A 13,517-nucleotide genomic window follows, 5' to 3' on the forward strand; every position below is an offset into this window, starting at 1 on the left:
ATCACTCCGGCTCTGTCTTAACTCGCCTAATTCCTTTGCTGCGAATTTCATCGAACGATTCCTCGTACCCAGCATCTGCGTAACGAAGTACACCAATGCTTGTGTCATTATCGAGCGCAGTCTTAAGCCTTATATCTGTTTCTTGACTACCATCAGCAACAATGGTTATCCCCGCACTAGTCATATACCCGCTGTAGCCCCCGCCACCGGAATGAATGGCGACCAAATCAGCCATCGATGAGCAGCTAAGCATGGCATTGATCAGCGGCCAATCTGAGATCGCATCACTGCCGTCCTTCATATTCTCTGTCATAATATTCGGATGAGTCATTGCGCCAGCATCAAGATGATCTCTGGAAAAAGCAATCGGTCCGCTTAGCGCTCCACTACGCACCATCTCATTAACAGCAAGCGCTAGCTTCGTTCGATCGCCATGACCGAACCAGCCAATTCGTGCAGGAAGACCTTCCACAGGAACATATTGATTAGCGAGACGAATCCAATTAACCGCAATTTCGTTATCCTTGAACTCTTCTAATATATATTGATCAATGGTTTGAATATCTTGTGGGTTCCCACTCAACGCCACCCAGCGGAATGGACCGATCGCCCGGGCAAACAATGGTCTTAAAAAGCCCTCTGTAAATACGACGATATCGAAAGCATTCTCCACCCCATATTGGGAAGCTTGTGTACGGATATTGTTTCCATTATCGAATACGATTGAGCCATTCCTTTGGAATTCAAGCATCGCCCTTACTTCCGTGGCAATTGAGGCACCCGCATCTGCTTGGAGCTTCTGCGGATCGCTTTTGCGCATTTCCACTGCTTCTTCGAGACGATAGCCAGAAGGAATATAACCATAGACCAAGTCATGCGCTGATGTCTGATCCGTTACGATATCGGGAATGATTCCTCGACGGAGAAGCTCGGGATAGACGTCCGCTGCGTTACCAAGCAAACCAACCGATAAGCTCTGCCGATTACTAACCGCTTCATCTACCCAAGCTAACGCCTCATCAAGGCTCGCTGTTTTCCTTTGTAAGTAACCAACCTCTATCCGTTTGTCTATCCGCGCTTCGGACACCTCTACACATAGAACAATTGCATTAGCCATAATTCCAGCAAGAGGCTGAGCACCTCCCATACCGCCCAATCCAGCTGTAAGTATGAATTTTCCCGTCAAATCGCCATTGAAATGCATTCTAGCAATCGACTGAAAAATCTCGTAGGTTCCCTGAATGACTCCTTGCGATCCAATGTATTGCCATGCAGCAGCCGTTAGCCCACCCCATACAATGAGTCCTTGCTCTTGATATTTATAGAAGTTGTCGCTCGTAGCCCATTTTCCGACAATATTGCAATTAGCCATAATGACTAGAGGCGCGAATTGATGAGTGCGCATAATTCCAATGGGTTTACCGGACTGGATAACGAGTGTTTCGTTTTCTTCCAAGTTCTTCAAGGTTTCTACAATAGCTCTATAGGAGTCCCAATTACGGGCAGCTTTAGCCAATGCGGCATATACGGTAAGCTCTTTCGGGTTTTCTCCATTCTCGAGGACATTCTCCAGCATGCGAAGTAATGCTTCCTGCCTCCAGCCCTTACATCTAAGCTCAGTGCCCCTGGCAGCTAATATTCGATCCATATATAAGCCTCCTAATTATCATATTACAATAATTCGTTTCCATTTATTAATAATAAGTTAACAAATTAGCTTGCCACCGTCAATAAAAAATAGTTTTCTCCTCGGAATAAAAAAGTAAATCAATCGGATTTATTGAATTACAATAGACGATATGTTACTTACAAGCAACTGACATGATTAACGATGATATTCATCTCTGTTACGTTTCGAACCCTGAGCAACTGGGAAACTCTCCTCCACATGCCCTTAAAGTGCATAATGCCCTATGCAATTAAACATAAACAATACAGAGCTACAAACAAGCATAAATAAATGTGGCAGGCCTTTGGATCAGCGAAAAATGTTTATGTCGGAGTAGAAAAAAGCTGCCCCCAAAGGTCTAATTTAGACCAAAGAGAACAGCTTCTATATGATGTGAATCTATGAAGCCTCTTCAGGAGGAGCTTCCGGTGAAGTCAGCACGATCTTGCCATCTACTAGCTCAAGCTTAACTTTGTTCGTGTTTTTGACCCCTATCGTTTCTAAATAGGTGGCAGGAACTTGAAGTCGCCCGGCCTTGTCGAGAATTGCATACTCTACGTGTGAGTCCTCCTCTAATTGGGCGATACCACTTTCAAGCTCAGCCATCTCTTCGGCATAGGACTTGCGTCGCAACATTTCCGAGGAAATTTTACCGTCGCGAATGGCAACGACACGGTCAACCTTCTTAGCAAGATGTGGATCGTGGGTAACGATGACAATTGTAATTCCAATGGTGCGGTTCAGTTCACGGAATAGATCGAGAATTTGGTCAGCCATCTTAGAATCTACTGAGCCAGTCGGCTCATCCGCAAGCAGCAGCTTCGGATGATTAGCAAGCGCAATGGCGATAGCTACTCTCTGTTGCTCACCGCCGGATAACTGGTGGAGCTTGTTATTTTTACGATGGGTTAGTCCGACTGCTTCCAATAATTCTAATGCCCTTAGCCTTTTGCGTTTTCCTCTCAGCAATATTGGCAGCTCAACATTCTCAAGCGCAGTCAGATAAGGAATTAAATTACGTGCATTGTTCTGCCAAACAAATCCTACACTTTCTCGCTTATAACGGACGAGATCTTTTTCAGTCATCTTGAGCATATTTTTCCCATCAATCTCAAGATTACCTGCCGATGGGCGATCCAGCCCGCCTAGCATATTAAGCAGCGTCGACTTTCCACTTCCACTGTTGCCGATAATAGCCATCAGCTCGCCCGTTTCAATATTTAAATCCAGCCCCTGTAATGCAAATACCTCCAGATCGGCCGCTTTGTAAATTTTGACCAAACCTTCGCAATTGATCATGGGTTAATCCTCCCCCAGTTTCAGCGCTTGGTGAATGCGAATACGGGAGAGCATGTATGACAGAATACCCAGCCCAAGCAATAACATAAAGCCAACTATAGAATATAGACGAATAAAATCAATCGCTTCAAACATGACCTTAAACGGTGGAACTAAGCTGCTCGGATTGAAGGCAATCTGAAAGTTGGGAACGAATAGACGACTAGCAACATTACCAACGATGACTCCAATTAGAATGGCTACTCCCGAAGTAAGCAGCTGCTCCAAAGCAAGCATTCCTATTAGCTGACGCAGTGAAAGTCCTATCGCACGCATAATCCCATTTTGTAAGGTTCGTCCTTTAAGAGATAATATCCAGTAAAGAAGGAAACCAACAAAGCTAATCAATATCGAAATAATAAACCCTAATGTCAAAATCCCATTAAGCGCGAGAAGGAATGGATCATTCTTTGCCTTCGTTAGTGCTTCTCTCGTGTTTACTATGCTAGTTAAGGCGATCTTCGCTTGCTTGATATCGTCGTAAAACTGGGAAGTAGGATAATCGGGCTTCAGCTTCAACCATACTTTGTAAGGCTCAAGCGCCAAATGAAATTGAATTCGACTCAGACTTCCGACAATAAGCATCGGTGCATTACTCTTCGCATCTGTTTCTGCCGCATTGATGGAGCCAACAGGCGGGTTCGGATTAAATGTAGGGAAGTATTCAATAATGCCGAAGACGACGAAGGACTGAGAGTCCACATTTTCCCATCCCACATTAATAGTGTCACCCTTCTTCACACCCTTTTGTTCAGCCAACGTACGGGAGATGAGCACTCCCCGTGAATCAGCGGCAAGCAAATTTAGATAATCATAAAATTCATAATCAAGTAAATTGTTCGGGAACCACGAGGTCATACCGAAATCATCGCTATCTATGCCGATGAGTTGAGCAACCCCATTCTTATTGCCCTCTAAAGAAAATGTTGCCTTATCCTTCACGAACACTTTAGCGGCACTCTCAACACCTGGTAATTTCTTATAGGGCTCGAAAGACGGCTCCAGATAATGAATAACCTTAGGCACCGGTGCTGGTGCAGGGCCACCTCCGAAACTAACAGCTGGCGGAGCATCATTCTGCCATTGTCCTGTAGTAACAAAATCTGCCCCATTCCCATAGCGAATCCGGTCCTCTGTATTGTTATTCAGTGTTCGCGCGGCACCTGCACTAAATACTCCTATGGCAATAGTCATAATGAGAAACACCATTAGGAATTGATATTGACTGTTCGAACGTCCGACTTGAATTAATGTGGCGTAAAGGGATGGAGGCCACCACTTTCGACCGACCCAATAAATGAGCTTTAGAACGTAAGGATATAATCTGAGAAGCAGTAAGCCCGCACCTAATACGAACAAAGCAGGCATTACAAACTGTAGCGGATCGATTTTCAGATCATCCATGTTCAAGCCTAAGCTTTTCAAATCCTTTAACCGGTTACGGAAGGTGTACAAACCATAGATGGAAACCGCTAAAGCCGCAATATCCAGAAATGCTTTGTGCCAGAATGGTTTCCGATTCATACGTGCAAGCTGCTGCTTATGTCCAACTATGGATACACGTGTAGCAATAATTACCGGGATTAGCATCATAATGAATGAAACAATAGCTGCGGCTCCTCCGTAGAGGAACGCTTGATCATTAATATGGACCGGCATACGAGACCGTTGAACGAATTCAAGAAAACCGTTCGAGGCTCCTAGCAGCTTCGTTAATCCCATTCCGATAAAAGGTCCCGTTATCCACGCAATTGCACAAAGGAATGCCCCTTCTATCGCAAAAGAGAGAACAACCTGCCACCTTGCTGCCCCCCTACTACGTAAAATGGCGATTTCATTTTTCTGTCGGTCTACGATCAGATTGGACACCATGAACATATAGAAGCCCAACATAATTAGTACTGGCACGTTCAAAGACCACATCAGCTTATTTAATTGCTTAGACCGTTCTAAATACTTCGTAATCGTATTTAATGCTGGTACAGAGAATTCAGTTTGAAAGCTTACTACCTTGCTTTGTACCTTTTCCTTAATCGATTTGTCGGTTTCTATAAATTGGTCGACTTGACCAAGCCCCATTTTAGAATAATCAAGCACAAAGAACCAACCGACTGACATCACTTGTGCTTTATTTCCGCGGATAAACTCTTGAGCAAATAACTCCTCATTAATAATGAAGACAGAGTTTAAATCGCTTAAGCTGGCATTACGGAAGTAGGGGTCGTTATATACCTTTTTGTTAAAAACACCTACAGGTTTGATTTTTACAGTTCCTAGTAGTTTATCATCCTTCAGTTCAAACACGGTATCCAACACTGTATTGAAATTGCTAAGCGTTTGAGCAGTTACAAGAACCTCATATACGCCATCAACCGGCTTATTCGCAGGCATTCTACCGTCTTCTAGCTTAATGTGGTCCTCAAAATCACTGTAGGATCTCAAAGTAGCAGTTTGCTTTGACTTCTTGTCATCAATGCTCCCTGGAGGAATGAGAAGAACCGATTGGGTACGACGCTCATGTACGAGCTCCTTAATCGGAATGCCAAATTCCCCAGCCTTCACTTCCATGAATTTATCCATCTCACTAATAACTTTGGCACGTTTCTCGTTCGATTCTCTATAGAAACCTAACATCGACCAATGCGTTCCAGGATAAACACCCTTCTCATTCTGGAAAACCTCAAGATCCTTGACGAGCATACGAGATAAAATCGCCTCAGAATAAATCGGCATTGTTCCAACAAGCGCAACAGTAATCAAAATACCAAAAAACATACTGGACACGAGCCACTTATTTTGAACCATTTTACGGATAATCATGACAAATAAGGCCACACCAAAGCCTCCCTAGCTCTAGGAATGCAAAATAATTACTGTAAAACGATGACCTGATCTACTTGTAAGCCTTTAATAATTTCCACCTCAGTGGAGCCGACCAGGCCAGGCTCGACGTCAATTTCGCGAAGGCTTTTGCCATCTTCCAGAACTCGAACAAAATTACGACCCAAATAAGAGCGCAATCCGCTACGTGGGATTTTCAGGACATCATCAAGCTCCTGCGTAATAATCTTCACACCAGCTATAGAGCCTATTTCAGCCTTAAGCGGTAATTTAGGAACTTCAATATAGAGCGTTTTAGCGTATTTCTCTGCTAAATCTTTATTTAAGGTTGTGGGAGACGAGGATGGCGTCTGAACCACTTTACCGACAACCTTCTCATCGTTTAAGGTAATATCCGCAGTTGCACCTACGTCTACCTCTCTAATATCGTTAGGATTGTCCACACGAAGAGCGATTCGAAGCTGAGAAGGATCAGCAATGATAACTAATGTCTGATAAGCGTCGACATTATCTCCTGCCTTCAACGTCTCGACAAATGTCACCTGTCCATCAATACCCGCATAAAGCTGCTTACTATTGAATTTCTTGGAAAGCTTCTCATATTTGATTTGCTCAATTTCCAGCTTTAGCTTAGCAATACTGAGAGCCTGATCATCGCTATCTTGTGTTTGCCTAAATGCATATCTGGCTTTCTCTAGCTCCAATTGCTGCTCCTTCAACTGCAGATCCAGTCCGTCCAAAATCAATTGAACAAGAATATCACCTTTCTTGACAGTATCACCTTGCTTAACTAGTATCTTATCAATCCGTCCCCCTTCTCCTGTAAACTGAGAAATGTCAGTACGGATTGATTCGAAGCTTCCACTTGAGGAAATGGCTTTAACGATACTTCCTTTCTCCACCTTCACTGTCGTGTAGTTTTCCTGAGCTGGCTTAACGAGCGGCGGCTTTAACGCTTCTTCTTCTTGAGGGAGTAGAGAACACCCCGCTAAAGTACTGCTTAGAACGATTGCCAATCCTAGAGCCGCAGCTTGTTTAATTGTGCGAAACAATTTGTCCATCCTCCAGTTCATAAACTTGATCGACGATTTCCATAATGGCTGGATCGTGCGTAGTTAGAACGACTGTAACGCCACTCTGCTCCACAAGATCACGAAATACCTTCATAATATGAAGCCCAGTTCGACTGTCCAGCTCAGCCGTTGGTTCATCTGCCAGAATCAGCTTAGGCTTGTGTGCAATCGCACGTGCTATTGCTGTTCTTTGCTGCTCGCCTCCTGACATCTCGAACGGGCGGTGATGCATCCTCGGCTTTAAGCCGACATGATCCAAGGCCTGTATGGCTGCGGCCTTCCTCTCACTCGCGGGAACTCCCGCAATTCTAAGTACGAACTCGACGTTCTCATAGGCAGACATGAGAGGAATAAGGGCAAACGATTGAAAGATCAATCCCATTTCCTTGCGACGAACGGCATCCCTTTGTTTGTTCGACATCGTTGTAAGGTCGCGCCCATCGAAAATGATAGTACCTGAAGTGGGTTGATCCAAAGCGCTTAGAAGATTTATTAGCGTTGTCTTCCCCGAGCCGGACCGACCTTTAAACGCGAGCAATTTACCTGCTGGAAGCTGAATATCAACCTCTTTCAGCACGGTTACCGCACCGGAGCCCTTACCATAAACCCGCTTAATACCCTTGCCATTAATAATATTGGGAGTCGATACGGCCATCTGGCTTATAATCTCCTTTCTACCAATTCGTCAGCGTTACAGGTCAGTTATTATTGCTTCGTTTCATTACCGATTGACGTTCCAATAGCTTGGGGGGGATCGAGGATTTCCTACCCGGGTGACCCGTGAGCAGTTCCATCAGCAGTTCAATGGCTCGAGTACTAACGTCTTCTCTTTGAATGCTAATTGTTGTTAGCGGAGGAGCGGTATACGCCGTGTACGAGTCTCCGTCAAAGCCTATAATGGATAGGCTTTCTGGCACCGAAATGCCATTACTCGTAAATTCCATAATTGCTCCCATCGCCATCAAGTCATTTGCACAGAAGATAGCTGTCATTTCAGGATGGAGCTGCTTCAGCGCTTTGGCTGCCTGAGCCCCGCTTGATCCAGAAAAGTCGCCATTCCCAACTAAGGAAGCATCGTGCTCAATTCCAGCTTCCATTAACGCTTCACAAAATCCCCCATACCTGTCCTTACAGATTCGTATATGGGCAGGACCATTTATATAACCAATAATTTGATGCCCCTCAGCGAAAAGCTTTCTCCCAGCTAATCGGCCACCCTCACGATCATCAGTAATAACCGAGGAACAGTGTGGCCCGACTACATCCTCGAAATTTACACAAGGTATCTGCAGCTTTAAGGCTTCCTGAACCATAGGATGTGATTCCGAGAAGGCAGGTAGCAATAAGCAGCCTTCAAGGCTCCGAGAGCTTATACATTCGGTTAGGAGATTGTTCGGATAATTTAAGAAAGGAATAGAGAAAAAGAGCGCATCCTTCCCATTGCGCTGTAAAGCTTGTTGTAAGGGAGAAAACATATCGACAAATCCTGAGCTCGCTTCAAACTCAAATTGCGGAAAAAATACCCCAATCAGATTGCTGCTCTTGCCCACGAGCTGCTTGGCTCCTAAATGAGGAACATACCCCATTGCTTTAGCAGTTTCCTGAATAAGCTCTCTCGTAGCTGGATTTACACCATACACCCCGTTTAATGCCCGGGATACCGTGCTAGGGGATAGATTTAATGCTTTGGCTACTGCTTTGATTCCTCCATCAACGTTTGCGGCTTTTAAGCCTTTCAAAGCGAACCACTTCGATAGGTCATCAACATTGAAGAATTCTCCTTCATTCATTGATTGCAAACGTTTGCAATGGATAATTTTACTATAATTTTAGAGTAAATATCTGTCAATTGGATTTTGTTAAGATCATAATTTTGCACACGGAAAACGTAATATTGTTCATTAGTAGCGAATTGGCACATTCCAAACCGCTATCGTGTCTCTTTAAGGATAATATCCATTGCAAGATGAAAATGGTTACAGTACAATAAAACATATTACGAAAATAATTTTCTTGGTAAGTGAAATTAAAAGGAAACTAATTTTCCACCCTAAAGGATGTTAGCCATGAGCATTCTGAATGCAATCCAGGAAAAAATGGACAGTCTGTATCTTAAGGAACGCACTTTGGCCGAGTTTCTGCTCGCACATCCTCAGCAAGCGGCCCAAATGACCATTACCGAGCTGGCAGCACAATCAGGCAGCAGCACCGCAACGATTTCTCGCTTCTGCAAAACATTTCATGCGCACAATTTTCCGGATTTCAAGCAAAAGCTAGCTACCGAGCTCGTCCAGCAAACGTCTACATCCAATCAGTATCAGGACATTGTCGCAGGCAATCCTCTTCAGGACATTGTCGCGGCAATTACGACCAATCATTTGCGGTCACTGACAGATACGACCCAAGTGCTGGATCTAAATCAGTTGCGATTGGCTATAGATGCCCTGCACAATGCCGCAAGGGTAGACCTTTACGGTTCCGCTACCTCGGGAATAGTTGCCCAGGATTTCTTCCATAAGCTCATTCGAATAGGCAAAGCGGCGGCGGCATTTTCCGACCCCCATCTTCAACTGACGTCAGCTTCATCGCTTACTTCCAAAGATGTTGCCATCGGAATTTCTTATTCAGGAGAAACGCCGGAGACGATTCATGCCCTCCGTTGTGCAGCAGAGCAAGGTGCCACAACTCTATCCATCACTCGATTTGGCATTAACACGCTTGCGGATATGTCTACAATTCGACTATTCACTTCGTCGGCCGAAGTCGGAATGCGGCGGGGAGATATGGCTTCGAGAATGGCGCAGCTGCATGTTGTCGATATTTTGTTCATTGGACTGGTCAGCGAGCATTTTGAACAATATGTCCCTCGTCTTGAACGATCCTTTCAAACGGTTAAACAATATAAAACAGGCAAAGAGGAGCGAAAAACATAATGAATATCCTTACTTTTGACAGTGACGACAAGCTAAATGAAGCGGCAGCAAATATTATTATCGGGCAAATTCAGACTACTCCGCGCGCGGTATTAGGCCTAGCAACTGGTGGTACGCCTGTAGGCATCTACAAGGAAATCGTTAAGGATTTTCAACGTGGCATGTTTAGCTTTAAGAATGTGACTACCTTTAACTTAGACGAGTACGTTAATATACCGACTGATCACCCGGAGAGCTACCATTCTTATATGAACAGCCATCTGTTTAATCATATCGACCTCCCTGAGTCCCAATGTCACATTCCGGATGGTAATGCCTCCGATACTGCGGCAGAGTGCGAGCGTTATGACCTGGCTATTGAGCTATCAGGACAAATTGACTTACAGCTGCTCGGAATAGGGCACAATGGGCATATCGGGTTTAATGAGCCTGCACATGCTCTAATTAAAGGGACTCACGTCGTTGATTTAGCGGAGGAAACTCTCGAGGCAAATGCTCGTTTTTTCGATACGATAGATGATGTTCCTAAACAAGCGCTAACAATGGGCGTCGGTACTATTCTTAAAGCTAAAAAAATACTGCTTGTTGTTAAGGGAGCAGACAAAGCGGAAATCGTGAAACGTGCTCTGCAAGGGCCTATTACGACGGATTGTCCAGCTTCTCTCCTTCAAACGCACCCGAACTTAATTGTTTTGCTTGATTCTACTGCAGCGGAGAAACTCTCATGAGCATCGACCAATCTAATGGAGAATTCCAAATTGTTAACGCGAGTCTAATTACACCTTCTGGTGTCTTGACGAATGCATTCATTAAGATTAGCAAAGGCAAGATTGTTGAAATTGGTAGCTCTTCTGACTCTGTGGGCAACTCCTCAACCCAATCTCCTATAGAAACCATCGACGCAAAAGGGAATTGGATTATCCCCGGATTTATCGATGTGCATGTTCATGGGGGAGCAGGACATGATTTCATGGACGCAAATGCAGAAGGCATAGCTGCAATATCTAAGTTCCATGCCTCTAACGGCACGACAAGCATGCTGGCAACGACGCTAACTGCTACACGTGAGGACCTGACTGCTGTAGTGGATCGGGTTAGCGCTTTTATGTCAGCGCCGATGCCTTATGCCCAGATCGTTGGAGTACACTTAGAAGGACCTTTCGTTAACGTAAAATGGAAGGGCGCACAAAATCCGAGCTACATCGTTCCTCCACAGCCAGAATGGCTAGAGGAATGGGTTACTCGTTTTCCAGGCATTATTAAAATCCAGACGTTGGCTCCAGAATCTGAAGGGGCACTTGATTATATTGAAAAGCTAGCGCAAAACGGTATCGTTCCCAGCTGTGGGCACACGGATGCAACCTATGAGCAAATAATCGCTGCCGCTGATCATGGCTTACGTCACGCGGTACATACCTTTAATGCGATGACACCTCTTCACCATCGTCAACCAGGAACAGTCGGTGCAGTACTCACTGATGACCGGATTACTGCTGAGGTTATCGCAGATGGACATCATGTTCATCCCGCAGCAATTAAGCTAATAACCCGTGCCAAGGGTGCGCACAATGTTATTCTTGTAACTGATGCGATGTCAGCTGCAGGCATGCCCGATGGGGAATATGAGCTCGGTGGTCTCCCCGTTCACATGACCTGCGGGGTCGCACGACTTAAGGAAACGAACAGCCTTGCTGGCAGTACACTCACAATGATTAGTGCTGTCCAGTATTTAGTTCGTGAGGTTGGGGTTACTTTAGAGGAAGCTAGCCGGATGGCCAGCGCTAATCCAGCTCGGCAGCTTGGGATCGATGCCACAACAGGGTCATTGGAAGTCGGCAAAGCAGCAGATTTCCTAATGCTAGACAAATCGCTGGAGCTGCAATCCACATGGATTGGTGGAAACAAGCTGGTAAACTAAATTGTCCTATTCGATATGGTGACAAGTAGATCGTAAGATAGGCTGTCCGTGAGGGTCTGAGATAAGAGACCTCCTAGGGCAGCCTATTTTGTCTGATTTGGGGCTTATGTGTGCGACGAGCACGGATTTTGTGGGCGTTGTAAGGTTTTTTCGAGCAACTTGTCTGTCGGCACACCTGTTTGGGAGGCGTTGTACGATTATTTCGTGTAACTGGTCTCTCCGGACACTTGTTTGGGATGCGTTGTACGATTATTTCGTGTAACTAGTCTCTCGGGGCACTCGTTTGGTAGGCATTGTACGATTATTTCGAGTAACTGGTCTCTCCGGACACCTCCTTGGGAGACGTTGTACGATTATTTCGTACAACTGGTCTCTCGGCACACCTGTATTGGGATTGGGATGCGTTGTACGATTATTTCGTGTACCTGGTCTCTCAGCACACCCATTTGGCAGGCGTTGTACGATTATTTCGAACAACTGGTCTCTCGGCACACCTGTTTGGGAGGCGTTGTAAGGTTTTTTCGAGCAATTGGTCTCTCGGGGCGCTTGTTTGGTGGGCGTTGTACGATTATTTCGTGCAACTGGTCTCTCGGCACACCTGTTTGGGAGGCGTTGTACGATTATTTCGTGTAACTAGTCTCTCAGGACACCCTTTTGGCAGGCGTTTTACGATTATTTCGAGTAACTGGTCTCTCAGCACACCCGTTTGGCAGGCGTTGTACGATTATTTCGTGCAACTAGTCTCTCGGGGCACTCGTTTGGGATGCGTTGTACGATTATTTCGAGTAACTGGTCTCTCCGGACACCTCCTTGGGAGGCGTTGTACGATTATTTCGTGCAACTGGTCTCTCCAAACACCCGTTTTGAAGGCGTTGTACGATTATTTCGTGTAACTAGTCTCTCGGGGCACTCGTTTGGGATGCGTTGTACGATTATTTCGTGTAACTAGTCTCTCGGGGCACTCGTTTGGGATGCGTTGTACGATTATTTCGAGTAACTGGTCTCTCCGGACACCTCCTTGGGAGGCGTTGTACGATTATTTCGTGTAACTAGTCTCTCGGAGCCCCCTTTTGGGAGACGTTGTACGATTATTTCGAGTAACTGGTCTCTCCGGACACCCGTTTGGCAGGCGTTGTACGATTTTTTCGAATAACTGATCTCTCCGGCACCCGTTTGGCAGGCGTCGTACGATTTTTTCGTACAACTGGTCTCTCGGCACACTTGTTTGGGATGCGTTGTACGATCTTTTCGTGTAACTAGTCTCTCGGCACACCTGTTTGGGATGCGTTGTACGATTATTTCGTGTAACTAGTCTCTCGGGGCACTCGTTTGGGATGCGTTGTACGATTATTTCGAGTAACTGGTCTCTCCGGACACCTCCTTGGGAGGCGTTGTACGATTATTTCGAGTAACTGGTCTCTCCGGACACCTCCTTGGGAGGCGTTGTACGATTATTTCGTGCAACTGGTCTCTCCGGACACCTCCTTGGGAGGCGTTGTACGATTATTTCGTGCAACTTATCTCGCGGAACACCTGCTTGGAATGCGTTGTACGATCCTTTCAAGCACCACTACACTCGGAGCTCCCGCTTGGGATGCGTTGAACGGTCTATTCGAGCAACTCCATTTTTCGACAAAATACTTCTTTTTCTCTATTGTTTTTATTGTTTTTTCGATTATAAAAAGGAATTTTTTGCATTTATGTCGAAGTAAATAGGGAAATGGATGTAGATACGCAGGAGGAAA

Annotated in this window: 9 protein-coding genes; 3 read left to right on the forward strand and 6 right to left on the reverse strand. The window is 45.3% G+C overall.

What is annotated here, in order from left to right; translation table 11 throughout:
- Window position 1: 1 nt before the first annotated feature.
- The 6 genes from KCTCHS21_RS23405 to KCTCHS21_RS23430 all read right to left on the reverse strand — a co-directional run bounded on the left by KCTCHS21_RS23405 (window position 2) and on the right by KCTCHS21_RS23430 (window position 8,711).
- Complete coding sequence (locus KCTCHS21_RS23405) at window positions 2-1,648, reverse strand: thiourocanate hydratase (RefSeq protein WP_130613907.1); 1,647 nt, start codon at window positions 1,646-1,648, stop codon at window positions 2-4.
- A 420-nt stretch (window positions 1,649-2,068) separates the two neighbouring features.
- Window positions 2,069-2,968, reverse strand: coding sequence for an ABC transporter ATP-binding protein (locus tag KCTCHS21_RS23410; protein WP_130613909.1), 900 nt, complete (start codon window positions 2,966-2,968; stop codon window positions 2,069-2,071).
- Between the two features lie 3 nt (window positions 2,969-2,971).
- A complete protein-coding gene (locus tag KCTCHS21_RS23415) occupies window positions 2,972-5,842 on the reverse strand; it encodes an ABC transporter permease (RefSeq protein ID WP_130613911.1) in 2,871 nt (956 codons plus the stop codon).
- A 35-nt stretch (window positions 5,843-5,877) separates the two neighbouring features.
- On the reverse strand, window positions 5,878-6,900 hold the full coding sequence (locus KCTCHS21_RS23420; protein ID WP_157994109.1) for an efflux RND transporter periplasmic adaptor subunit: 1,023 nt from the start codon (window positions 6,898-6,900) through the stop codon (window positions 5,878-5,880).
- The gene (locus KCTCHS21_RS23425; protein ID WP_130613915.1) at window positions 6,884-7,576 is read right to left on the reverse strand and encodes an ABC transporter ATP-binding protein; all 693 of its coding nucleotides are present in this window, start codon (window positions 7,574-7,576) and stop codon (window positions 6,884-6,886) included. Before KCTCHS21_RS23425 ends, KCTCHS21_RS23420 begins: the two co-directional genes overlap by 17 nt.
- Window positions 7,577-7,619: 43 nt before the next feature.
- Complete coding sequence (locus KCTCHS21_RS23430; protein WP_130613917.1) at window positions 7,620-8,711, reverse strand: LacI family DNA-binding transcriptional regulator; 1,092 nt, start codon at window positions 8,709-8,711, stop codon at window positions 7,620-7,622.
- 276 nt (window positions 8,712-8,987) lie between these two features.
- On the opposite strand from KCTCHS21_RS23430, the gene KCTCHS21_RS23435 reads away from it, so the two are divergent.
- Genes KCTCHS21_RS23435 through nagA form a run of 3 tightly spaced genes read left to right on the forward strand, consistent with a single transcriptional unit; the run spans window position 8,988 to window position 11,772 of the window.
- Window positions 8,988-9,854 (forward strand): MurR/RpiR family transcriptional regulator, encoded by an 867-nt coding sequence (locus KCTCHS21_RS23435; RefSeq protein ID WP_130613919.1) that lies wholly within the window; start codon window positions 8,988-8,990, stop codon window positions 9,852-9,854.
- On the forward strand, window positions 9,854-10,582 hold the full coding sequence (gene nagB, locus KCTCHS21_RS23440) for a glucosamine-6-phosphate deaminase (RefSeq protein WP_130613922.1): 729 nt from the start codon (window positions 9,854-9,856) through the stop codon (window positions 10,580-10,582). The genes KCTCHS21_RS23435 and nagB overlap by 1 nt, the downstream gene beginning before the upstream one ends.
- On the forward strand, window positions 10,579-11,772 hold the full coding sequence (nagA, locus tag KCTCHS21_RS23445) for an N-acetylglucosamine-6-phosphate deacetylase (protein ID WP_130613924.1): 1,194 nt from the start codon (window positions 10,579-10,581) through the stop codon (window positions 11,770-11,772). The genes nagB and nagA overlap by 4 nt, the downstream gene beginning before the upstream one ends.
- The last annotated feature ends 1,745 nt before the right edge of the window (window positions 11,773-13,517 follow it).

The organism is Cohnella abietis, from assembly GCF_004295585.1.
GTDB lineage: Bacteria > Bacillota > Bacilli > Paenibacillales > Paenibacillaceae > Cohnella > Cohnella abietis.